This window comes from Pantoea sp. A4 (assembly GCF_000295955.2).
In the GTDB taxonomy this organism is placed as follows: Bacteria; Pseudomonadota; Gammaproteobacteria; order Enterobacterales; family Enterobacteriaceae; genus Pantoea; species Pantoea multigeneris.
Genome location: NZ_ALXE01000024.1, coordinates 56,328 through 80,428, shown reverse-complemented (window position 1 = coordinate 80,428; position 24,101 = coordinate 56,328). Strand labels below are relative to the sequence as shown.

Annotated in this window: 22 protein-coding genes and 1 pseudogene; 16 read left to right on the top strand and 7 right to left on the bottom strand. The window is 51.3% G+C overall.

The window, feature by feature from the left end:
* Positions 1-37 precede the first annotated feature (37 nt).
* Positions 38-912 (top strand): annotated as a pseudogene (locus B880_RS24940) (phage integrase); the annotation flags it as partial.
* 30 nt (positions 913-942) lie between these two features.
* Positions 943-2,466, top strand: a complete 1,524-nt coding sequence (locus B880_RS0111045) for a PIN domain-containing protein (protein ID WP_017347471.1) — start codon at positions 943-945, stop codon at positions 2,464-2,466.
* Between the two features lie 374 nt (positions 2,467-2,840).
* Here the strand turns inward: B880_RS0111045 and B880_RS0111040 are convergent, their stop codons facing one another.
* The 3 genes from B880_RS0111040 to B880_RS0111030 form a co-directional block, all read right to left on the bottom strand.
* The gene (locus B880_RS0111040) at positions 2,841-3,266 is read right to left on the bottom strand and encodes a cupin domain-containing protein (protein ID WP_017347470.1); all 426 of its coding nucleotides are present in this window, start codon (positions 3,264-3,266) and stop codon (positions 2,841-2,843) included.
* Positions 3,267-3,549: 283 nt separating this feature from the next.
* Entirely contained in the window at positions 3,550-3,867 is a 318-nt protein-coding gene (locus B880_RS0111035) for a DUF1493 family protein (protein WP_017347469.1), read from the bottom strand.
* Between the two features lie 70 nt (positions 3,868-3,937).
* Positions 3,938-4,351: a hypothetical protein gene (locus B880_RS0111030; protein ID WP_026042574.1), complete on the bottom strand. Its 414-nt coding sequence runs from the start codon at positions 4,349-4,351 to the stop codon at positions 3,938-3,940.
* A 460-nt stretch (positions 4,352-4,811) separates the two neighbouring features.
* Between B880_RS0111030 and ddlA the strand changes: the two genes are divergently transcribed.
* The gene (gene ddlA, locus B880_RS0111025; RefSeq protein WP_017347467.1) at positions 4,812-5,906 is read left to right on the top strand and encodes a D-alanine--D-alanine ligase; all 1,095 of its coding nucleotides are present in this window, start codon (positions 4,812-4,814) and stop codon (positions 5,904-5,906) included.
* A 33-nt stretch (positions 5,907-5,939) separates the two neighbouring features.
* Here ddlA and B880_RS0111020 read toward each other — a convergent pair whose 3' ends face one another.
* Together B880_RS0111020 and B880_RS0111015 are read right to left on the bottom strand one after the other, a co-directional pair.
* On the bottom strand, positions 5,940-7,358 hold the full coding sequence (locus B880_RS0111020; protein ID WP_017347466.1) for a GGDEF domain-containing protein: 1,419 nt from the start codon (positions 7,356-7,358) through the stop codon (positions 5,940-5,942).
* Positions 7,359-7,572: 214 nt separating this feature from the next.
* Entirely contained in the window at positions 7,573-8,382 is an 810-nt protein-coding gene (locus B880_RS0111015; protein ID WP_017347465.1) for a 5'-nucleotidase, lipoprotein e(P4) family, read from the bottom strand.
* 392 nt (positions 8,383-8,774) lie between these two features.
* Here B880_RS0111015 and B880_RS0111010 point away from each other — a divergent pair, with 392 nt between their 5' ends.
* The gene (locus B880_RS0111010; protein ID WP_017347464.1) at positions 8,775-10,784 is read left to right on the top strand and encodes an NADPH-dependent 2,4-dienoyl-CoA reductase; all 2,010 of its coding nucleotides are present in this window, start codon (positions 8,775-8,777) and stop codon (positions 10,782-10,784) included.
* Between the two features lie 37 nt (positions 10,785-10,821).
* On the opposite strand, the gene rlmG is transcribed toward B880_RS0111010, so the two are convergent.
* Positions 10,822-11,940: a 23S rRNA (guanine(1835)-N(2))-methyltransferase RlmG gene (rlmG, locus tag B880_RS0111005; RefSeq protein WP_017347463.1), complete on the bottom strand. Its 1,119-nt coding sequence runs from the start codon at positions 11,938-11,940 to the stop codon at positions 10,822-10,824.
* 234 nt (positions 11,941-12,174) lie between these two features.
* Between rlmG and B880_RS0111000 the strand changes: the two genes are divergently transcribed.
* From B880_RS0111000 to B880_RS0110985, 4 genes are all read left to right on the top strand, one after another.
* Positions 12,175-13,185: a hypothetical protein gene (locus tag B880_RS0111000; protein ID WP_017347462.1), complete on the top strand. Its 1,011-nt coding sequence runs from the start codon at positions 12,175-12,177 to the stop codon at positions 13,183-13,185.
* A 74-nt stretch (positions 13,186-13,259) separates the two neighbouring features.
* Positions 13,260-13,763: a M48 metallopeptidase family protein gene (locus tag B880_RS0110995; protein ID WP_017347461.1), complete on the top strand. Its 504-nt coding sequence runs from the start codon at positions 13,260-13,262 to the stop codon at positions 13,761-13,763.
* Between the two features lie 459 nt (positions 13,764-14,222).
* Positions 14,223-15,608, top strand: coding sequence for a diaminobutyrate--2-oxoglutarate transaminase (locus B880_RS0110990; protein ID WP_026042573.1), 1,386 nt, complete (start codon positions 14,223-14,225; stop codon positions 15,606-15,608).
* Positions 15,609-15,626: 18 nt separating this feature from the next.
* A complete protein-coding gene (locus B880_RS0110985) occupies positions 15,627-17,099 on the top strand; it encodes a pyridoxal phosphate-dependent decarboxylase family protein (RefSeq protein ID WP_017347459.1) in 1,473 nt (490 codons plus the stop codon).
* A gap of 61 nt (positions 17,100-17,160) precedes the next feature.
* Here the strand turns inward: B880_RS0110985 and B880_RS0110980 are convergent, their stop codons facing one another.
* The gene (locus B880_RS0110980; RefSeq protein ID WP_026042572.1) at positions 17,161-18,849 is read right to left on the bottom strand and encodes a chloride channel protein; all 1,689 of its coding nucleotides are present in this window, start codon (positions 18,847-18,849) and stop codon (positions 17,161-17,163) included.
* Between the two features lie 398 nt (positions 18,850-19,247).
* On the opposite strand from B880_RS0110980, the gene sstT reads away from it, so the two are divergent.
* The 8 genes from sstT to B880_RS0110940 all read left to right on the top strand — a co-directional run bounded on the left by sstT (position 19,248) and on the right by B880_RS0110940 (position 24,086).
* Positions 19,248-20,489, top strand: coding sequence for a serine/threonine transporter SstT (gene sstT / locus B880_RS0110975; RefSeq protein WP_017347457.1), 1,242 nt, complete (start codon positions 19,248-19,250; stop codon positions 20,487-20,489).
* Between the two features lie 428 nt (positions 20,490-20,917).
* Complete coding sequence (locus B880_RS0110970; RefSeq protein ID WP_017347456.1) at positions 20,918-21,583, top strand: DedA family protein; 666 nt, start codon at positions 20,918-20,920, stop codon at positions 21,581-21,583.
* A complete protein-coding gene (gene mzrA / locus B880_RS0110965) occupies positions 21,583-21,897 on the top strand; it encodes an EnvZ/OmpR regulon moderator MzrA (protein WP_017347455.1) in 315 nt (104 codons plus the stop codon). The genes B880_RS0110970 and mzrA overlap by 1 nt, the downstream gene beginning before the upstream one ends.
* 183 nt (positions 21,898-22,080) lie before the next feature.
* Positions 22,081-22,455 (top strand): DUF1090 domain-containing protein, encoded by a 375-nt coding sequence (locus tag B880_RS0110960; RefSeq protein WP_017347454.1) that lies wholly within the window; start codon positions 22,081-22,083, stop codon positions 22,453-22,455.
* A gap of 35 nt (positions 22,456-22,490) precedes the next feature.
* Positions 22,491-22,796, top strand: coding sequence for a DUF883 family protein (locus B880_RS0110955; protein ID WP_017347453.1), 306 nt, complete (start codon positions 22,491-22,493; stop codon positions 22,794-22,796).
* Between the two features lie 2 nt (positions 22,797-22,798).
* Positions 22,799-23,194: a phage holin family protein gene (locus B880_RS0110950; RefSeq protein WP_017347452.1), complete on the top strand. Its 396-nt coding sequence runs from the start codon at positions 22,799-22,801 to the stop codon at positions 23,192-23,194.
* Positions 23,191-23,475: a YqjK-like family protein gene (locus B880_RS0110945; protein ID WP_017347451.1), complete on the top strand. Its 285-nt coding sequence runs from the start codon at positions 23,191-23,193 to the stop codon at positions 23,473-23,475. Before B880_RS0110950 ends, B880_RS0110945 begins: the two co-directional genes overlap by 4 nt.
* A 200-nt stretch (positions 23,476-23,675) precedes the next feature.
* Positions 23,676-24,086: a DoxX family protein gene (locus B880_RS0110940; RefSeq protein ID WP_026042570.1), complete on the top strand. Its 411-nt coding sequence runs from the start codon at positions 23,676-23,678 to the stop codon at positions 24,084-24,086.
* Positions 24,087-24,101: the final 15 nt, after the last annotated feature.

The window sequence follows — 24,101 nt, the reverse complement described above, 5'->3', positions numbered from 1 at the left end:
AATGAATGGTGGCTTTAATAAGTGCATTACCCACTCCAAGCCATGGCCAGGCAAAAAAACTGATAAGCGTAGAGTCATTGACTTAGTCGAACAGTGGTTTAACTCTCACGGCATCACTTTAGCTGATGGTGAGAAACGTCAGACTACGATGACATTCGCATGCGACGAGATGGGAAACCCGCTGGCAACAGAATTCAACGCGAAGATTTTCGCGGCCTATCGTGAGCAGCGACTGAGTGGGAAGATCACCCGTTCAAGTCGAGTGAAGACAGTACCCCCCGCACCGTTAATCTTGAGCTGGCTTATTTCAGAGCGATGTTCAATGAACTACGCCGACTGGATGAATGAACCGTCCCTAATCCACTTGAAAATGTAAGTGAATTTAATATCGGTGAGTCAGAGATGGCTTATCTCACGATTGAAGAAATACACACATTACTAGCCGAATACGAAAAAAGCCGTTATAAAGATTTAATAGCTGTAGTAAAAATATGCCTGACACCTGAAGCACGCTAGAGTGAAGCGGAAGGTTTGAAGGGAAACCTAATCCGCGCCGGTCAGATCATCTACATGAAAACTCAAGGCAAGAAAAACCGCGCGGTGCCGATAACTGAAAAATTACAGGCTGATCTGCCATCCAGCAGAAAAGCGCAGTTGCTCTTTAAACCATGCTACTCAGCCTTCAGAAAGGCCATGCAACGCGCCGGTATCGAGACGCCAGCTGGGCAGCTTACGCACGTTTTGCGCCATACTTTCGCTTCTCACTTCATGATGAATGGTGGCAATATTCTGGTACTTCAGCGGATATTAGGTCATACAGATATCAAGGTTACTATGAGATATGCACATTTTGCTCCTGACCACCTTTCAGAGGCTATGCTGCTTAATCCCTTGGATCATATGCAAAAATAGCTAAAACTCAAAAACCAATGGAATAAAACCGTGAACTCAAAAGTTTATCTATTTCCCGATACTAATTTATTCATTCAATGCAAACCAATTAATGAAATCAACTGGTCGAAGTGGAATGACTATGATGAGGTATGTTTGATAATTTCTCGCCCTGTACAAGCAGAAATAGACAGACAAAAAGGTGGTGGCAATACAAGACTAGCCAAGCGAGCGAGAGCCACCTCTAGTATGTTCCGAGAAATACTCCTTTCTGAAGAAAAATATCGAGAAGTACTTAGTAAAAAACCTATTGTTCGATTATACATCAGACAAGATATAAAACCTGATGAATCCCTATCAGATCAGCTAACATATAGCGAAAGAGATGACCAACTCGTTGGTATCGTGTCTTCTTTTTCTGATCCACATAATAATAAAAAGGCATTTCTTCTCACACATGATACAGGGCCTATGGCTTCAGCTGCTATGGTTGGAGTCGAATTCATCCCAATTCCAGATGAATGGTTAATGGCTCCTGAGACCAGTGAATCAGATAAAGAGATAACAAAACTAAAAACAGAAATATCACGATTAAAAAAAACAGAACCTATCGTTAGCATTAAATTTAAGAATCACACGTTAGACGGATCCGAGATAAAAAATATAGAGAAGATTATTTATGACCCATTAACCGATGAACAACTATCTTTTTTAGTTGAAAAGATTGTTGATAACATTCCATTAGAAACAGATTTTGGTAACCAAGAAGACAAAAACAGACCCACGTCTATTTATGATCTTGCAATGAGCATGGGGATGGGAATTGAAAAAAAATTCATTCCTGCCACTGATGAACAAATATCAACATACAGAGTTGATAAATATCCAGAATGGATTCAGAAATGTAAGGCTTACCTACAAGAGTGTCATAAACAGTTCAATAACTCGATTATACCTACAAGGGTCGAAGCGTTACTATCCAACATCGGTACACGTCCAGCCGAGGATACCTTAGTAACATTCACTGCTAGGGGTGATTTTTACATTTCCCCACCTCCTTACAACGAAGAAAAAGAAAAAATAAATTCAAGACCTTCTCTTCCACTACCTCCAAAAGCTCCCAGAGGAGAGTGGGAAACGAGAAATATTTTCGATAGACTAGCAAATTTAAGAGATATGCCACTTAATTACGCCCAAGCTATACCAAGGCATAAAGATATCTCATCTTTAATACATAGCAACGCAAGATCACCAAATAATTTCTATTATCAAAATCGCCCTGAAATTCCAGTTAAAACATTTTCTTTAGAATGCGAACAGTGGCGTCACCAAGATGATGAAGAAATATTTTTCACTGACTTGTTTTTCGACCTTGATAAAGAAAAAACCTCTGGTTCTTTAGAAATCAAGATCCACGCATCGAATATGGCTGATCCTGTCTCAGAAAGCAAACCAGTAAAAATTACCATCAAAAAAATAAGTGTTTTTGACAATGCAGAATATTTAGTTGATAAATTAATTATAGCAAATCGTTCAGATCTAGATAGTAATCTCAATATAATCGTTAAGAAATGAATAAATATTTGAGAGGACATCCATTCATTATTTCTTAATGACTTAATTGGCAGCAAAGTGGCAGCAGAGCGCAACGCTATAAGTCACTTTTCATCACCATTCGGCCTAAAGAAAACATAAAAATCAATAAGTTACTGTTTTATCAGATTTTAAATTGGGACTCATAATCGCTTGGTCGCTGGTTCAAGCCCAGCAGGGGCCACCAAAATTTAGCTGTGAAATCAGCAGATTAAAGCCACCTTAATGGGTGGCTTTTTTGTTGGTGATGTACGGAGTGTCGCAAAAGTGTCGCGCGGGATTTTCAGCCCCCCCACTAACCCCAGCCATCACCAGCTTCAGAACAGCCCCACCGAAGCTGCCCCAAAAACCAAAAATCAATGCTGTGCTGCGATCACATCCACGATCACCAAGGGTACTTTGCCGGTGTTGGTCAGGCCGTGGGATTCACCTTTGCGCACGACAGTGATGTCCCCGGCTTTCACTGGGTAATCTTTACCGTCGGTGTCTTTGAAGGTGCCTTCGCCAGAAACGATGATGTAGGCATCTTCGTTATCTTTGTGCTGGTGGTAGCCGATGGAGTCGCCGGGTTTCACAGTCAGCCAGCTCAGCTCTTTGATCGCCTCATCAGGCTTTGCTTTATCACGCGTGAAGGCGAAAGCGGCATCAACGGTGCCTTTTCCGCCGCCGAGGGCTTTCTTTTCTACCTGCTGCTGCTGTTCTTTGGTAATCACCTGCGCGTAAGAGGTAGACAGGGGCAGTAAAATCGAGGCACACAGTAATGAAGAGAGAAGTAAACGCATAATTACACCTACATGTGGTTAAATATTAACTGGTTTAATAAAGTCATAATGCAGAATACCTCTGCCCTTTCTTTATGACACAAACACGCAGGATTTACATTATTAAAAAAAGCGTAAAATTCACTTCTGCATAAAAAACTCACTGCTACCAATAAAACCCGCGACTTTACAGGGTTTAATATCTGACTAAAGCTAAATCAGAGAAAAATAAATCCTTTCAATTGTCATTATCAGAAGGCTGGTAATAACGGAAAAAAACTGCCCGCGCGGGCAGTTTGCTAAGCTATGTTGGCCAGTAGCCTTGCTGTGCGGCCTGCACAAACATATCGATAGTCAGTGCAGAACGTAGGTTAACCGCAGGCTTTCGGGCGAAAAAGCCTCTCACTATCCAAGGAGTATAGTGCTCTATCGAAAAACCTTGCGCATCAATGTTAAACGCCTCGAACACCTTTTGACTCAGTAGAATAAGGTCAATAACTTCATAATAGTCTTGTAACGGTGAGTCTTCGCCCACCGTGATATTCCTTAGGGTAAAAGTGATAACCGGAGGCAGTGCTTGCCGAATAAACGCCTGAACTTCAATCTCAGAATAATTACACACGCAGCATTCTCTGACAGGCCAGAAAAATAGTTCCTTTTATTACTACAAAAAAATCATCACTCACTTGCACTCAGATATAACCAAGTCGGAAAGTGACCTCACCAGCTTGTAATACTGTTTCAGCATCGATTGAAAACATCTTCACGCGCTCATTTTTCTCTGAGGAAATAGTAGGAAAACCTTCTTGTAAAGTAATGCTGATGGCGCAGGATGAGTATTCTCCCGCCAGGTTTTTATGACCAAATACGCTTAAACCGCCATTTGTCACGATTTTGACTTTCCACAGATCCGTATCAGCATCATGGAGGATATCAGCCCGCACGCCAGGCGCAATTCCGGTGTGTTCCATGCATCCACGACTAAAGCGGATATTCAGCGTCAGTGTTCCGTTGTCCAGTCGGCGACTCTGTGTAGCAGTGATGTGATGGTTGTGTAGAATGCGACCACGGCGACGAACGCGCGCAGTAAGAGATACAAAAGTCATTGCCTGCTCCATTATTGACTTCATTAATCAGCCAGAGGTGAAATCCGCAATTGCGGTATCCTCTTCTTCTCAGGCGTGCATGAAAAGAAGAAATCTCAGCATCAGGTCTTCGTTGATCTGAACGACCTCATGCTCTGGTGCGATATGTTCATCCGCATACCGATAAGTTCATTTCCACCACTGTATTTACTGTCTTTTAGGCTGAAATTTGGTCAATACAGCTCGTTACACTTCTGTCTTTCTGACTAAATGCGTATCCATCACTCCTTGTGTCAGTTATCTGGCGTTATTCCTGCCAGCAGACATGTTCAGCACTCTCCATTTCCTCCTCCCTCGCCCCGCACAATCCCCCTCTTCCCCGTTTTCTCACGGTACAACACTCTGAATTTCAACCGGCTGCTTAAGTCGCCTCACAGGCGTGATATCTTAAATTTTTGCGTCAGAATACGGATAACGAGCAATGAGTAAACTGCGTGTGGGGATTGTGTTTGGTGGGAAGTCTGCTGAGCATGAAGTCTCATTACAATCTGCCAAAAACATCCTGGAAGCCATTGATAAATCACGCTTCGATGTGGAGCTTCTCGGTATTGATAAACAAGGCCAGTGGCACCGTAACGATGCCTCAACCTATCTGCTTAATCCGCAGGACCCGCAGCGTATTGCCCTCAATCAGAGCGGTGAACACATTGCCCTCGTTCCGGGTAAAACCGGGCAGCAGTTGATCACCAGTCATGATGCTCATCCGTTAAGTCAGGTCGATGTTGTCTTTCCCATCGTTCATGGGACATTGGGCGAAGATGGCTCATTGCAGGGATTACTGCGTGTAGCCAATCTGCCGTTTGTTGGCTCTGATGTTCTGGGCTCCGCCGTCAGCATGGATAAAGACTTCACCAAACGTCTGCTGCGTGATGCAGGCATTGCTGTCGCGCCTTGGGTCGCTGTGACTCAGGCTCAACGTCATTCGCTGGATAAAGATGCGCTGGTAGCTGAGTTTGGTTTCCCGCTGTTTGTTAAGCCAGCTAACCAGGGCTCATCCGTGGGCGTGAGCAAAGTCTCCAGCCAGCAAGAATTGGATCAGGCGCTGGACCTGGCCTTTACTTTCGATCGCAAAGTCCTGATTGAAAAAGGCATTAAGGGACGAGAAATTGAGTGCGCTGTGCTGGGTAACGAGCAGCCAGAAGCCAGCCCCTGTGGCGAAATCGTGGTACACGATGCCTTCTATGCTTACGACACCAAGTACATTAACGCCAGCGGTGCAGAAGTGGTGGCTCCTGCTCAGCTACCGACTGACACCAGCGAAGCGATCCGCTCACTGGCAGTGAAAGCCTTCAGCGTACTGGAGTGCTTCGGTATGGCGCGCGTTGATGTGTTCCTCACGGAACAAGGTGAGATTATCGTCAATGAAGTCAATACTTTGCCGGGGTTCACCAATATCAGCATGTATCCCAAGCTGTGGCAGGCGGCAGGCGTGAGTTATCAGGATCTGATCAGCCGCCTGATTGACCTGGCGCTGGAGCGCCATCAGCAGCAGTCGCAGTTAAAAAGCAGCGTCTGATAGGGGAAGCCTGTGTTGACTCAGGCTTCATCCTCAGGCTACCTCGCTAGTCACAGGCAACTGTGCTGGCGAGGTCTGATTGCGGCCATTACGTTTCGAGAGATAGAGGTTTTTGTCTGCTGCGGTAATTAACCGATGAATATGGCTCTGCCAGTCACGATCCTGGCAAGCTCCATCCTGCGCCAGACCAATACTCACCGTTACCGTCGCCGTATTGCCCTGTACCCAGAACTTCTCCGCCACCACGGACTGACGAATACGTTCTGCCAGTAGGTAGAGTTCGTTGGCTTGTGGCTCATCCACCACCACCACAAACTCCTCACCACCAAAACGACAAACCCAGTCTCCCGCGGCTGACTGATGCTCGATTCTCCGGGCTATTTGCTCCAGCACTTCATCACCTGCATGATGACCAAAACTGTCATTGATCGACTTGAAATAGTCGACGTCCAACAGGATGACGCCGGTTTTTCGCTGCGGAGTAAACGGCTTATCTTTTAGCACTTCGTATAAGCCAGAGCGGGAAAGCAGGCGCGTCAGGAAATCATAATTCGCGCGCAGCGCCAGCCGCTGATTAAGCTGACGAATGGTTTCCATCGTGACGGCAACAATTAATGGGCTGATGGCGACCGTAGCCACCCCCAGACGGGCGGATGTCAGGCGGCTAAGGGGTAATACGCCATCTTCCCCCTGAATATTCATCACCCCATGCGCCACCAGAATGATCTCCGTGATGCCGGTTAACAGGATGATTAAATTGGTCAAAGGGACTGGCAGCACAATCGCACACCAAATCAGTGCTGGCAGCGGGAACGTCAGGCTCCCGGCTCCGCCAATCAGGGCACCCACGGTGAGTGAAATGACCACGCTCAGCAGCGGTAGCAAGCGCGAGGGGTAGAACAGCGAACGCGATAAAAATGTATTCCAGCTCCGCGTCAGGAGAAACGGCAGCAGCATCAGCCCGGTTGAGAACTGCTCGCTGAACCAGTCCCCCCAGGCGGTGGCAAAGGTGATGTAACTCAGTTGCCCTTGCGCTAAAGCGCCCCAACCCGCACAAACCAGAGCAGCCACCAGACAGGCAGGGAAAATACGCAGCGCCTTGTTAACCAACAGGCTGCCCTGCCGTGACTGGAAATGGCGCACCAGCATAGAAACCATCGTCACAATAAACAGCATGTTAGCAATGTTTAATGTCACCGCTTGCAGCGCCCAGCCCGAGAACACGGTGTCGTTAAACACCATGGCAGCAAAAATAACGCAGTAATAACGCAGGCTATGCAGGAAAGGATTACGGATCAACAGGCCACTAATGATGGCGTTGACCGGCCAGAACAGTGACAGCTCTTGTGGAATACGCAGATGGCTGCCAACAAAACAGAACAGCAGTGTAGTGAAGTACAGCAGAAGGACATTTTTCTTCGTTGTGTGCTCTTCAAACAACTTAACGCGCATAGGTTCAACCCTGTAACCAGAAGGATTCACTGCCTGGATCCGACTCCCACCCGCTCCAGTGGGAAATAAAAAACGCGTTAAGTATGCCCGCTTAAATAAAATCGGATATCCGCGATATCCGATTTTATGCGAAAAAACTGGGATTTTACACTCTGGGTTGCTGAGCTGCAGGGCTGAGACGAATATGCCACCCCAGCGCTCAAACCAAATGCACTTATTTGCCGTTCCAGCTGCGCAGGTTTTCTTCACGAACTTGCAGCTTCTGCTGCGGCGTTAATTTGTTATAGCCCGCAGCCAGGCCACTTTCCCAGTCGCCATACAATGGATTCGGCAGGATGATAAACTGGGTACCGAAACGCGCATGGTTGCTGGCCACAAATGCGCGTCGTTGACGGTTATCCTGATGCCAGGTGGCCCCGCCAAAGTCATTCAGGTTATCACCGACATACAACACAACGTTGTAACCCGCTTTTTTGATCGCATCAAACCGCTCCTGTTTGTTGCTGTTGCCGCTGCTGAGCCGCACTGTTTCTGCATTCGCACGCGGGAAGCCAAGCTGCTGCATATTCGCCACGGTCGCCGCAAAGTCCTGCTGTGCACGATTGGAGACATAAAATACGGTGCCGCCATGGGAATCCACATGTTGTGCAAAAGCCACCGCGCCCGGCACCGCCAGCGCTTGTTTTGCCTGAGTCCAGGCAGACCAGGTTTTATCCGTGAACGGCTGGCCGTGCTGCGCCTGCCACGCACTGTAGGCGCTGTTATCCAGCATGGTTTCATCCAGATCAACAATCACCGCTTTCGGTTTGCCATCTAACGAGGACGCCTGGTCGAAGGAAACCTGCGCCAGATTAAACGCCTGCCAGGTTAATGCCTGATACTCACCCGACTGTTGGAACCAGTTCGCAGCCATCACAGATTGCTGTGCCAGTTGCTGATTAGCCTGCTGCTGCGAAGGCTGCGCACAGCCAGCCAGCAGCAGCACTGCCACTCCACAGGCCATAAAGCTTGACGTTTTATGCATCAACGATTCCTTTGATTACAATGGGATAAATTTATCTTTGCCCATCAGATATAGCAGAAAAAATTCTCCCCATACAAACATCAAGACCGGACTTGCTGCTTAGTCAGTACCGGCTGCATAAGATGCGGGATGTCAGTGCCACATCAAAAAGTAGCGCCCAAAAGATGTGTGGAGTGAAAAAACAGAAGAGCTAAGTCATTAGCCGACCCTTCCGTCATTGCGGGGTGGGTGAGTATCTTCCCGTGCATGGGAGCAGATATTGCAGTATCTGCTCCCATAACTCACCTACCCTGCTTTTTTTTGATGTCTCTCACACCCCAGCATTGCCATGATGTTCATCGGGTTTTAAACCGCTACAGTAAACTCATCCGACCACTTGTGAGTGTGCTGCTATGCCTGCCAATCTGCCGCATTTATTTACCCCACTCGATTTAGGCTTTACCCAGTTGAAAAATCGTTTTCTGATGGGATCGATGCACACTGGCCTTGAAGAGCACCCTGATGGCGCTGAGCGCCTGGCAGCGTTCTATGCGGAGCGCGCGCGTGAAGGCGTTGCATTGATTATTACCGGTGGTATAGCACCAAACCAGGCAGGCGTTGTGGCGGAAGGGGGCGCGGTGCTGGAGCATGCCGATCAATGTGCCTGGCACCGCACACTGACTGAAGCCGTGCACCAGCAGGGTGGAAAAATTGCCTTGCAGATCCTCCATGCCGGACGCTACAGCTATTCCGCTGGGCTGGTCGCGCCCTCTGCTTTGCAAGCCCCGATTAATCCACGTCAGCCACACGCCCTTACAGCCGCTGAGGTCCAGCAGACTATCGCCGATTTTGCCCGCTGTGCCGCCCTGGCACAGCAAGCAGGATATGATGGCGTGGAGATCATGGGTTCAGAAGGCTACCTGATTAATCAATTTCTGGTGGCACATACCAACCAGCGTGACGATGAATGGGGGGGCGATTTCCAGCAGCGCATGCGCTTTGCTCTGGCGGTCACAGAGGCCGTACGTCAGGCCACGGGGCCTGAATTTATCGTGATTTTTCGCCTGTCTATGCTGGACTTAATCCCTAACGGCAGCACGCTGGCGGAAACATTGCTGCTTGCCAGTGAGCTGGAAAAGCGTGGCGTTACCCTGTTCAACACCGGCATTGGCTGGCATGAGGCACGCGTGCCTACTATTGCCACCAGCGTGCCTCGCGCTGCTTTTGCCAGCGTGGCGCGCCAGCTTCGACAACATGTAAAAGTGCCCGTGATTGCCACCAACCGTATTAATCATCCCGCCGTGGCTGAAGCGCTGTTGGCTGAGGGCAGTGCTGATATGATCTCCATGGCGCGCCCCTTCCTGGCGGATGCCGCCTTTGTCAGCAAAGCCCAACGCGGCGAAGCCGATAGCATTAATACCTGCATTGCCTGTAATCAGGCCTGTCTTGATCGAATTTTCGTCGGTAAAACCACCTCCTGCCTGGTGAACCCGCGCGCGTGCCACGAGACGCTGATGCCGGTTGTCCCTGCGGTGGCGCGAAAAAATCTCGCCGTGATTGGAGCCGGGCCAGCGGGTATGGCCTTTGCGTTACAAGCGGCACAGCGTGGCCACAAGGTGACGCTGTATGAAGCCAACGCAGAAATTGGCGGGCAGTTTACGATTGCCTGCCAAATCCCAGGGAAAGAGGAGTTTAGGGAGACGTTGCGCTATTTTCGCCATCAATTAGCGCAGGCGGGTGTTACCGTGATAACCGGCTGCCGCGTAGAGGCCACCAGGGTACAGATGGCCGATGAAGTGATTCTTGCCAGCGGTATTGCCCCGCGTATGCCTGCTATTCCTGGTATCGATCACCCCAGCGTACTGAGCTATCTCGATGTGCTGCGCGATAAACAGCCGGTTGGCCCACGTGTGGCGATTATTGGTGCTGGGGGCATTGGCTTTGACACCGCAGAGTTTCTCTCTCAACCTCCGCAGGAAAGCCCGCAGCAGTGGTATGCGGAATGGGGGATTGATGTTCAGCTCCAGCATCGCGGGGGATTATGCCCTCCACAGCCTCAACTCTCGCCGCGTCAGATTTGGCTGCTGCAACGTAAAGCCGGCAAACCCGGGGCCTCACTGGCAAAAACCACCGGGTGGATCCACCGTGCCAGCCTGCAATCACGCGGGGTGCTGATGTGGGGCGGCATTGAGTATCTGGCCATTGACGATCGCGGTCTGACCATCCGGCGTGAAAGCAATATTGAAACGCTGGCGGTAGATAATGTGGTAATTTGTGCCGGGCAGGAGCCGCAACGAGAGCTGGAAACGGCATTACGCGCCACAGGAAAACCCCTGCATTTGATTGGAGGAGCCGATGTGGCGCTGGAGTTGGATGCACGCCGGGCGATCGCTCAGGCGACCCAGTTGGCGTTGCAGATTTAGGCATTCGGCACGTCCAGGCCGAATGCCACAGCCGCCGTTAACGTAGTTTTACGGAACGCAGGACGACAAACTTCTGGTTAGATGCGATCAGGGTGCAGTTACCAAACATCTTCTTCAGCTTGTGGTGGTAATCCAGGTGGCGGTTACCGACGATGCGCAATTCACCACCGTGTTGCAGGCAGCGTTTAGCATCACGGAACATCTGCCACGCTAAGTGATCGGTCACGGCATGCTGCTGATGGAACGGCGGGTTACACAGTACCGCATGCAGACGGTCAGAAGGATAGCCACTGAGCATGTTGTTCACGTGGAAATGGCTGCGCGCCATGTCATCCGGCAGGTTGAGTTCCACGTTACGCTGGCTGGAAGCCACCGCCATATAGGACTCATCAAGGAAGTGCACTTCAGCTTCCGGGTTCTGCGCCAGCGCCTGCATACCGATCACACCATTACCACAGCCGAGATCGACAATCTCACCTTCAATCTGGTCCGGCAGATGCTGTAAGAAGAAGCGCGCGCCCACATCCAGCGAACCGCGTGAAAACACGTTCGCGTGGTTATGGATCTGCCACGGGGTGCCGTCCAGCGTCCAGACGCTGCTGTCTGCCAGTTCACGTACCGCAGGGTTAGAGAAAGTACTGTAAATCAGACGCGCTTTTTTCCATGCCAGTGACGTTTTGGTTTCACCGATGTACTTCTCGAAAAGCTGCAGCGTGGAGTTATGGATCTCTTTCGCACGAGCGCCCGCAAGGATCACCGTCTCAGGCGTTACCACCTGGCGCAGTGCATACAGCTGTTGTTCCAGCAGCGCGAGGGTTTTTGGCACTTTAATCAGCACCACCGCAGGCGATGCGGGCAATGCATCCAGGCTACTAAGGAAGGTGACGCGGGAGTCATCTAACTGATTCATCTGCAAGTTCTGGCGCGTGGCCTGCTGACTTAACCAGGAATCACTGATTTGCCACACTTCGCGATCGGCCAATGCGGTGGTTAATGCACCGAAGCTGTCGTTGAAGATCAGCACTGGGCCAGCAGGCAGTTCCTGCTGCAGCAGATATTCATCGGCGGCATCCCACGCCTGGAGCGGGCTCTCTTCGCGCATTAACGGAAAACGATGCAGAACGAGCGAGCGATCGTTCAGGTCAAGTTGGCTCATGAGATCTCCGACATGGCACAGGTGGTTGAATAGTAACCCCGCTAAAAGGGGCGCGCAGTATACTGCCTTTCCCGCCGGATCTCTAATCGTGCGTCTATGACAACGATGATCTTTCTGCCATCAAAATGAATTCTCCGCGCATGAAAAACACTCACTCTGACGGCGGCGCGCAACTCGCTGCTGGCTGACGCTCAGCTACCTACACAGCAATTCTTAATAAAATGAGTGAACTGCATGATCAAATTAACCACACCAGCCCCCGTTTCCAGCACCCACATACCGCCCAAAGAAGATAACCACAGCGACCGCGAGAAGATCATTGCCTGGCGTAGCGAACAGATGTCCACGGGCTCTTTGCAGGCTTTTCACGCTGCTGAGCTTTTTTTACAGCAGCAAACCTCACCTTCACCGACACTGAATCTTGCCCACCGTAATTTGTCCTCACTGCCAGACATCACGCTGAGTTCACAGGTTGCTACAGTCGATTTCAGCGGGAACCCCCAGCTCACTCACCTCCCCGCTGGCCTGTTTGAACAGATGCAGGCCGGTACACTGTTTTGCGATCGTCCCCTGGCTGGAGAACTGGGGCGCATTCTGGCATCACACCCCCAGAAGGCCAGTTTCCGCGTGGTTCTCTCTGATGAAAAAACCACAACAGAATCCACCAGCAGCCTTGCTACCTCGCGTCCCAAACGCACCATTACCCCACCGAAACGTTATCAGCAAGAGGTTGAGCAGCCATCGGCTAAAAAGCCCAAAGCCTCTCCGCCGCCAGAACGCCTGCTCCGCAGTAACAGCGACCCGTTAAACGTTGCCAAAGCCTATCAGGACAGCCTTGATCGCAGCTGGAGTGAGGGAAAATTCGCCCCCAAAGCCAGCATCGTCAATTTACTGAAAGCTCACGCGGCTGAAGTGCGGGATAACACGCTCTCTGGCTTAAGCATCCGGATTGCCACCGTGCTGGATAAACTCCCCAGGGAAGACTTTGCCACACTCACACGGGAAAATATCCATAGCCATTTCGTTGCGGCACAGCTCTTCTTCTCGCAAAAGAGCTGCTGTGAAGGGTTAGACATCGCCAGCCGTAACAAAACACTAAACAGCTTTGTTACCGATATCGGGCTGTTTCTCGAGGATGAACATCCAGACAGCGACTTTGATCAGCATGACACCCGGTTGATGGTTGATGATGAGCGACTGGAACAGGCCATTAGCGATTTAGATATGAAACGTCATACCCGATAGATCACAGAGACCGGCAAACTTTGCCGGTCTCATGTTATGCTAATCCCCCTCTTCATTACGGCTACTGGAACCTCATGTCCTCGCTTATTTACCTGCAAGGCTACCCCGCACATCTCCTCACGCAGGTGCAAACGCTGATCGATCAGCAGCGCCTCAGCGAAGTGCTGCAAAAACGCTATCCAGGACGTCATGAGATCAGCAGTGATAAAGCGCTGTACGACTACACGCTGGATTTTAAAAACCGTTTTATGCGCAAGGCGGCACCGCTCAGCAAAGTGCAGTGGGATAATAAAATCAAGGTTATGCAACACGCGCTAGGGTTACATACTGCCATTTCGCGTCAGCAAGGAAACCAGCTGAAAGCCAAAGCTGAAATCCGCATCTCGACCTTCTTCCGCCAGGCCCCAGAACCTTTTCTGCGTATGATCGTGGTGCATGAGCTGGCACACCTCAAAGAGAAGAACCACGATAAGGCGTTCTATCAACTCTGCTGCCATATGGAACCGGATTATCATCAGTTAGAGTTCGATGCCCGCCTGTGGATGACGGATCAGGCACTCAAGGGGAACGCGGCCTGAAGCGCCTGTAATAATGCGTAACAATGCCGTGACTGGAAATCCTTATTTACAGCCCTGCCAATTTACCCTCTTCTAACGCTAAAACAGCACGCAGGGCTAAAACATAAAACCAATAAGCATTGTTAATCACACGCTATCAATCCCCCTGTATTTATTACGATTATTTATCTCCTGACGGCCAGAAGCTGCTGTTTATTCTCATCTTTACTTACGACAACAGGTTAAAACCACACTTAACAAGCGTGCAATATTAACCATAAAGTAACATTTCCCCGGCGTTTTACAGCGGTCATTTTATCAACAACTCATTGATAGCTATAAAAAAAAGGCATTTTTTAAAGAATGTATTGAGCCTAAAGCAAAGAAGCCTTATATTGGCCGCGCTTTTTACCTAATCGGTTACTTTTAATTCAATTATTCAATTGGGGCGTATCACGAAGCCTTGGTTGTAGGAGAGATATGATGACGGATAAAGTCCGTATTGACACTTTAGAAGCTAATTCTGCAAACCGTAACAACGAGACTTATTTGGCCCGTCAGGCTGAATTTGAATCAAATGTACGAAGTTATCCACGTAAATTGCCTTTAGCCATCGCGCAAGCGCAAGGAGTATGGATCACGGATGTTGAGAATAAACAATATCTTGACTGCCTGGCCGGTGCTGGCACGTTGGCTTTAGGCCACAACCACCCGGACGTACTGCAGAGTATCCAAAATGTCATTACCAGCGGCTTGCCGTTACATACTCTCGATCTGACAACGCCGTTAAAAGATGCGTTCTCTGAATACCTGCTGGCACAGCTGCCAGGCGAAGGTAAAGAATACTGCCTGCAGTTTACCGGCCCATCTGGCGCCGATGCTGTTGAAGCGGCACTGAAGCTGGCGAAAAAGGTCACTGGCCGCGCTGGCGTTATCAGCTTCTCAGGCGGTTACCACGGTATGACTCACGGTGCGCTGTCAGTCACCGGTAACCTGTCGCCGAAAGAAGCGGTAGACGGCATGATGCCAGAAGTGCAGTTCATGCCTTACCCACACCTGTACCGCTGCCCGTTTGGCATCGGTGGTGAAGCTGGCGTGAAAGCGGCAACTTACTACTTCGAAAACCTGATCAACGACGTTGAGAGTGGCGTACGCAAACCTGCGGCCGTGATTCTGGAAGCCGTTCAGGGTGAAGGTGGTGTGAACCCAGCCCCAGTTGAGTGGCTGCAACGCATCCGTAAAGTGACGCAGGAGCACGGCATTCTGCTGATCATCGATGAAGTTCAGGCTGGCTTTGCACGTACTGGTAAGTTCTTCGCCTTCGAACACGCTGGCATTCAGCCAGACATCATCGTGATGTCGAAAGCTGTAGGTGGCGGTCTGCCACTGGCTGTACTGGGTATCAAAAAGCAGTTCGATGCCTGGTCACCTGGCCACCACACCGGTACTTTCCGTGGCAACCAGCTGGCAATGGCTACCGGCCTGACCACGCTGAAGCTGCTGAAAGAGCAGAACATTGCGGGCAAAGTAGCAGAACAAGGTGAGTGGCTGAAAGGCAAACTGGCCGACCTGCAGAAACGCTTCCCGGTAATGGGCCACATCCGTGGTCTGGGCCTGATGATTGGTATCGAGTTCGTTAAACCAAACGAAGCTCAGGACCACATGGGTTGCTACCCGGCTGATGGCGATCTCTCTGCGCTGGTGCAGAAGAAGTGCTTCGAAGCGGGTCTGATCCTGGAGCGTGGTGGTCGTGGTGGTTGTGTGCTGCGTCTGCTGCCTTCGCTGCTGATCACCAATGAAGAGCTCAACATCTTCCTGGATAAATTTGAACAGGCACTGATCGCCGCAGGCGTTAAACCTGTTTAAGTGGAGTAATTGACCGAGATGTCTGAGTTAAATCCTATTCTGGCCGCCTCTAATGAGAGCATTGAGGCGTACCAGCAAGCAATCGCGCAAACCAGCGAAGCTGTTGTTAACTGGTTGCAGCAGCCCTATATGTATCAGGGCAAAACCGTTGCAGAACTGCGTGAGCGCATTGCGCTGGATTTCAATCCTCAGGGCCTGGGCAACCAGGCCGCGATTGAACGTGCAATTGAACTGTTCCTGAAAGACAGCCTGCTGGTACACCACCCGCAGTGTGTGGCGCACCTGCACTGCCCAAGCCTGGTCGTAAGCCAGGCGGCGGAAGTGCTGATCAACGCCACCAACCAGAGCATGGACTCATGGGATCAGAGCCCATCTGCAACCATTATTGAAGTGAAGCTGATCGAATGGCTGCGCGCACAGGTGGGTTACACCGCTGGCGATGCTGGCGTATTCACCAGCGGCGGCACTCAGAGTAACCTGATGGGTCTGATGCTGGCGCGTGATGCTTTCTTCAAACGTCAGGGTCACTCTGTTCAGCAGGATGGTCTGCCTGGCGATCTGAAAAAGATCAAAGTGTTCTGCTCTGAAAACGCCCACTTCTCTGTACAGAAGAACATGGCGCTGATGGGCCTCGGCTACCGCTCTGTGACGCTGGTGAAAACCGATGAATTCGCCCGCATGGACGTCAACGATCTGAAAGCCAAACTGGCTGAAGCGCAGGCGAACGGCGAGCAGGTTCTGGCTATCGTGGCAACTGCCGGTACTACCGATGCAGGTGCTATCGATCCACTGCGCGAAATCGCAGGTATTGCTGCTGAGCACAACACCTGGGTACACGTTGATGCTGCATGGGGTGGCGCACTGCTGCTGTCTGAGAAGTATCGTGATTACCTGGATGGCCTGGAACTGGTGGACTCCGTCACTCTGGACTTCCACAAGCAGTACTTCCAGACCATCAGCTGTGGCGCATTCTTGCTGAAAGATGCACGTCACTACGAGCTGATGCGCTATCAGGCGGCTTACCTGAACTCTGAGTTTGATGAAGCGGCTGGCGTACCAAATCTGGTTTCCAAGTCACTGCAGACCACCCGTCGTTTCGATGCACTGAAACTGTGGATGGGCTTAGAAGCACTGGGTCAGAAACAGTATGCTGCGATCATCGATCACGGTGTAACGCTCGCACAGCAAGTAGCCCAGTACGTGACGGAAGAAGCGGACCTGGAACTGGTTATGCAGCCACAGCTGGCAAGCGTGCTGTACCGCTACCGCCCAGCGCAGATGGCCAACAGCAGCGATGCTGACGTTGCCCTGTTCAACCAGAAAATCGGTGATGCGCTGCTGGAATCCGGCCGTGCTAACGTCGGTGTGACTGAGTCGAACGGCGTAACCTGCCTGAAGCTGACGCTGTTGAACCCAACTGTGACGCTGGAAGATATCAAAATCCTGCTGGCACTGGTGGCTAAAACAGGTCAGGAACTGCTGGCTAAGTAAGTATTAGCCATCAGTCAATGAACGGGGTCTGGCATTGCGCCGACCCCGTTTTTTTATGCCGCTATAAAAACTCCTGCGCTTTCTGAATCAGGCTGGTCTTCGTCAGCGCCCCCATAAAGCGACGCTCCTGCGGGTTATTCAGCACCGGTAAACGCTCCAGCGTTACGCGCGCAAACGCCTCCCAACCTTCACGCATACTTTGGTTCTGGAACACACAGGGGAAATCATCGTCCATCACCACGCTCACCGGTGATTCCAGGGTGATCTCTTGTGACAGCACGCGACGTGAAATCTCATGGATCGATACCACGCCAAGGAATTGCCCTTCTGCATCAATCACATAAACATAGCGCTCTCGTTTTAGCGTACTTACCGCCAGCGCTTTGCCCACGGACTCCTGGAGCTGCAAGGCTGCACCGGGAATAATCAGCTCACTGACGCGCATATTGTCGAAATCGTACTTGGCCTCGGATCGATTGAAATGCGCCGAGATCACCGGATAGGTACTGGCGGATTGCAGCCGGTAAACCACCATCGAAGCCAGTACGGAAGCCAGCATCACCGGGAACAGCAGGCTGCTATTGAGCGTCATCTCCAGCACCATCAGCATCGCCATCAGCGGAGCCTGGCTGACCGCCGCCAACACGGCAGCCATGCCAACGGCGGCATACAGCAAGGTATTGCCCACCGGCAGGTGCAGTATGGCTCCTGTCGTCGCGACGGCAACACCCAGCAATGCGCCCATTAAAAGTGAAGGCGTGAACAAACCGCCCACTGCATTAGAACCCACGGATAGGGTGGTCGCCGCCGTTTTCAGTACCAGTAGCAGCAGCAACATCGGCAGCAGGTAATCACCATCGATAATTTTCACGATCACTTCGTAACCGTTACCTAAAATATCGGTGGAGATCAGTGCTAACAGGCCCACGGCAAAGCCACCGATCCCTAAGCGCAGGGGTAACGATCGCACCCGCGCGAACTGTGCTTTGCTGCGGGAAATCAGATTGATTAACAACCAGCCAAGCAGCCCCGCAAGTACGCCAATCAACAGACTAAACAGGACGCTGGTGGTGTCCATCTGGAACTGCGCCTCCACCAGCGGATAGAGCGGGCTGCGCAGGCCAAGGGACCACATGGTCATCACCGCCACCGCAGAGGAGACAATCAGCGGGATCAAACGCTGTAGCGCTGAGATGCCAAAAGCGATCTCCGCGACAAAAATCGCCGAGGCCAGGGGGGCGTGATACACCGATGACAGCCCAGCAGCGGCTGCCATGGCCACCACATCGCTGTTTTTAAGGTTGAAGGAGGCCGGAACAAAACGGCCCATCAGGCTGCCGCTCAGGGCGGAAAGCTGCACCATCGGCCCCTCTTTACCAATTGAAGCGCCGCTGCCAATGCTGGCGATAGAAGAGAGTGCGCGGAACAGTGATGTCCGCGTGGGCACCGCATCCAGCCGGGCATTAATCACTTCCAGATAGTCCGTTTTTACCGTTTTTCGTTGTTCAATCATCACCGCGTAGCGCAGGAAAAACCCTGCCAGCACGCCGCCTGCGCCCACTAACAGTGGCCAGAAGAACCACGGCCAAACGTGCATCGCCACTGTAATTTCATTATTGCTGTGAAATAAAACGCGGTTAATCAAGGTAATAACTTCACGGAAACCCAGCGTCACCCAGGAAGCCACGAACCCAACCGGGATCGCGACCAGCAAAGTGGTCCAGTTCAGTGCGTGTTTACTTCCTTTCACCCAAGGCTCCCGTTCTGCCTGAAAGATTACGGCTTGTATCATAGGTTAAGGACGATCGCTGAATCAAACCTGCAAATTGGCTTCATTGCCCTCTCCTGCGACCACGCGGTTGATTCATTCATTTGTGAATGGCATAAAACACTGAACAAAATATGCACATTAATCTGCTACAAGTTAAGCATTTAACCCTGTTTTATCGCGTCTAAAAACCCCAGGACGGGCCTGATGGATGAGAAACATCTTGTGGGCAGCACAAAAAAAGTACGATCCGCGCCGTAAAAACAGAATTATCTCTTTCCTCACGTGATCTTTTCCTTATACTCCGGCGGGCAAACTGTCCGGCAGGCAACGTTTCCACCTGCCAGGCATACTATCTCGCTATAAGGCAAAATAACGTTATGCAAACATCGCTTCCACGACGCCTGGCCTCGCTCTTTGCGGGCAACCTGGTGACTCAAATCGCGCTCGGCCTGGTTGCCGGTATCGCTCTGGCGGGGATCTCAAAAGATCTGGCGCTGGATATGGGCTTATTAGGTGAACTTTTTGTCGGCGCATTGAAAGCCGTCGCGCCTGTGCTGGTCTTCGTGCTGGTGATCGCCTCTATTTCAGGTCATCGCCAGGGACAAAAAACCAATATTCGCCCGATTGTCGTGCTGTACGTATTCAGTACCGTACTGGCTTCCATGGTTGCGGTGTTCTTCAGCTCGCTCTTCCCACAGCAGCTAGCGCTGACTGCGGCGAACGCTTCAATTACGCCGCCTTCTGGTATTGCAGAAGTTCTGCATGGTCTGCTTATGCGCATCGTGTCTAACCCGATTCAGGCCATTATGGAAGCCAACTACATTGGCATCCTGGCATGGGCAATCGGTCTGGGCTTTGCCTTCCGTCACAGCAGTGATGGCACGCGTAAACTGTTGCAGGACAGCGCCGAAGCGGTGACCTGGTTAGTCCGCTGTGTGATTCGCTGCGCGCCAATCGGCATCTTTGGCCTCGTCTCTTCCATCATCGCCTCCACCGGTTTCGGCACGCTGTGGCAATATGCCCACCTGCTCGGCCTGCTGTTGGGCTGTATGCTGCTGATGGCGCTGGTGTTCAACCCGATCATCGTGTTCTGGAAAATCCGCCGTAACCCTTACCCACTGGTATTCACCTGCCTGCGTGAAAGTGGGGTTACCGCCTTCTTTACCCGCAGTTCTGCGGCGAATATTCCGGTGAATATGGCTCTGGCAAAACGCCTCAACCTGGATGAAGACACCTACTCCGTGTCTATTCCTCTTGGGGCTACCATGAGCATGGCTGGTGCAGCAATTACCATTACGGTACTGACGCTGGCAGCGGTGCATACGCTGGATATCCACATTGATACCCCAACCGCCATTCTGCTCAGCTTACTGAGCGCACTGTGCGCCTGTGGTGCTTCTGGCGTGGCTGGCGGTTCATTGCTGCTGATCCCGGTTGCCGCAAATATGTTTGGTATTCCAAATGATATCGCTATGCAGGTGGTCGCCGTGGGCTTCATCATCAGCGTTTTGCAGGACTCTGCCGAAACTGCGTTGAACTCTTCAACCGATATCCTGTTTACCGCTGCGGTATGCCAGTCGGTTCAGGCACAAGAGGAACGTGAAGCGCGTAACGCGTAATCATGTTCATCGATTCAGGGCTGGCTTGCGGCTGGCCCTGAATGCCACTCCCTCAGGCTTATCGCTTCACTCCTCCCCCTGCACCACCTACACCTCGCCTCAACCAATCAGGTTTTGCTGCTGCCGAGCTTGTTTTTGCCTGAATCACGCGCAAAATGTTTAGTTAGTACGCAATAATGTCAGCTCGTGTAAAGCTCCTTTTTACCCTGCTCAGCACAAGGTAAAACACCTGCTGCCGGTGAGAATAGACTGTCTCGCCAGAGGGATATTTGTTACAGTTATTCATACTTTTTCTGGCCTTTACGACAGAACTCAAATAAGTTCCGGACGGACCTGGCAACACACCCAGACGCTTCAGCAATGAAATAACAAACCTGGCAAGTGAGTCTGAAGAGTGGCGGTTTAACGAAGATGTTCAGGAAGGATTGATGGATATTTTGCAAGCACTGTTGCACGCACTGTGGCAACAGGATTATGAAACACTTTCAGACCCTGCGCTGGTCTGGGCAATTTATGGCATCTTGTTCATGATCCTGTTTCTGGAAAATGGCCTACTGCCTGCGGCATTCTTGCCCGGTGATAGCCTGCTGATTCTGGTCGGCGTGCTGATTGCGAAAGGAACGCTGGGTTTCCCGCTCACGCTGCTGATTTTAACTACTGGCGCCAGCCTGGGTTGCTGGGTTAGCTATATTCAGGGACGATGGCTTGGCAACACACCCACCGTACAGAAATGGCTGGCACATCTCCCGGCGCAATATCATCAACGTGCCCACAGTCTGTTTCATCGTCACGGCTTGTCAGCCTTGCTGGTGGGCCGTTTTATCGCGTTTGTACGCACTCTGCTTCCGACCATTGCAGGCCTTTCAGGCCTGAGCAGCGCCCGTTTTCAGTTCTTTAACTGGATAAGCGGCTTGTTGTGGGTCTTGATTCTTACCGTGCTCGGCTTTGCGCTGGGTAAAACACCGATATTCCGGCGCTACGAAGATGAACTGATGCTATGCCTGATGCTGCTACCGTTGGTGCTGCTGGTGATCGGCCTGACCGGCTCACTCATCGTGATATGGCGTAAACGTAAGAGTGGTAAAGCGCAGTGATGAGTCTCTCTTTTTCTTTTTCGCGTCGGGTGCGTATTGTCCTGGCCGCAGGCGTGCTGGCTCTGCTCATGGCGTGTATATTGCCGGGCATGTTGCAACATGACAGCGTGCTGCAAATCCGTGTGGCGCAGGCTGGAGCGCCACTGCCAGATGGCTTTTTTGTCTATCAACAGCTCACTGCGCAAGGGATTCATATTAAGAGCATCACCCCTGCGGATGACGCGCTCGTCATCCACTTCGATTCCGATGCGCAGAATCAGGCCGCACAGCGCCTGCTGCGCCACTTGCTGCCCCAGGGATTTGTCTTCGTCTGATCCTCCCACCTCTGGCCGTTGTTAACGACGCAACGGCCAGCATAATTCTGCTATCTCCTCGTGTTTTTTGAACTTTTTCCCTGAGATGTCTATGCTTGATCGGTAATACCAACACGCCGCATTCATTTTCAGGACGATTGCCTTGTATCGTTCGCCCTGTGCCCTGTTAAGGAAAACCGCCCAATGATTCGTCAACTGCTGCCAGGCCTTGTGTGTCTTCTCTTTTCTGGCTCGCTACTGGCCGCTGAGCCACTGTGTAAACAGAAAGAGAATGATATCCAGCATGAGATTGACGTCGCGCGTAAGCATGATAATCAGCGCCGGGTGAATGGCCTTGAGCGGGCTTTGACCGAAGTCCGGGCTTCCTGTACCGATCAGAAACTTAAAGCTGCACAGTTGGAACGCATCAACACGCAGAAAGAGAAAGTCGGCGAGCGCGAGCATGAGCTAAAACAGGAACGTGACAAAGGGCATGACCAGGAAAAGATTGAAAAAAGGCAACAAAAACTGGATGAGGCTCGCCGCGAACTGAAAAAAACGCAGGCTGAGCCTTACTGATATGGCATTCACATAGCTGCATGAAGGAGTCATTTATGTCTAAAGAATCATCTTCTGAACACCTGCGCGCCGAACTGAAAAATCTCGCCGATACGCTGGAAGAAGTGCTGAGCAGCTCCAGTGAGAAGTCTAAAACCGAGCTGGATAAACTGCGCCACAAAGCGCAAGCCGCACTGAATAGCTCACGCGAGCGTCTTGGCGACTCTGGTGAGCGTCTGGCGCAAACCACGCGAGAAGCGGCCGCAAAAGCCGATGACTACGTGCGCGAAAATCCATGGCATGGCGTGGGTATTGGTGCAGCGATTGGCGTTGCGCTGGGTATTCTGCTCTCCCGTCGTTAATTATGGATAAACAGCAAAGCCACGGCCCCGGCAAAGGGGTCATCCACATCGGACAGCGCATTGTGACGACGCTGGTCAGCATGGCTGAAACCCGCGTGCGGCTGGCAGTGGCAGAACTGGAAGAGGAAAAGGCCAATCTGATTCAGATGTTACTGATGATTGGTCTGACCATGCTATTCACGGCTTTTGGCTTGATGAGCCTGATGGTACTGATCATCTGGGCTGTTGACGCGCAATATCGCCTGATGGCAATGGGTATCACCACTGCCGTGCTGTTTGGCCTGGCGCTGATTTTTGGCTTGTGGACGCTGTACAAATCTCGCCAGTCCACGCTGCTGCGCCATACGCGCAAAGAGCTGGAAACCGATCGCCGCCTGCTGGAAGAGGATAAGTCATGAGCCGCCGGGAGCGTGAACAGCGCATCCACGACCTGCTGGGTGACATCCAGCAGCAACGGCTCGATCTCAGCGCGGCGCGACGTGACTGGCTTCAACACACGGCACATTACGATCGTGGCTGGCACACGTTCATCAATCTGCGCCGCTATCTGGCGATTGGCAGCGGCGTGCTGGCTATCTGGTCGGTGCGTAGCCCCAGTCTGATGCTGCGCTGGGCCAAGCGCGGATTTGGCGTCTGGAGTACCTGGCGCATGATCAAATCCACCCTCAATCAGCGTTGATCCCCCTGGCCGGTCGTTGTATCCGGCCTCTTTAATTCAGTTTTACTGAATAACATCAACATTTTTTCTCGCTTACAACCTTTGCACTCCGCGACTATCATCTTCAGCTATCAACCCAATGAACAGCAATATCGCAGTTCGGCGGGTAATACTAGCCGCAGGCGCATTTGCCCTGTCGTAAAAAACCGTTGGAGTAAATGATGAAAAAATTCGAAGACACTGGCCTGCTGCTGGCACGTATCCTGATGCCAATCCTGTTCATCGTTGCAGGTTGGGGCAAAATCACCGGTTACGCAGGCACTGCGCAGTACATGCAGTCTGCAGGCGTTCCTGGCTTCCTGCTGCCACTGGTTATTCTGCTGGAGTTTGGCGGCGGTCTGGCGATTCTGTTTGGTTTCCTGACGCGTTTCACCGCGCTGTTTACCGCAGCTTTCACCCTGCTGACCGCGTTTATCTTCCACGTTGATTTCGCGAACGAAATTAACCAGCTGATGTTCATGAAAAACATGTCTATCGCCGGTGGCTTCCTGGTGTTAGGTCTGGTTGGACCGGGTGCATACAGCATTGATGCACTGATTCGCAAGAAACTGCAGCCTTCTGCGTCTTTCTAAGCGACAACAACGCAT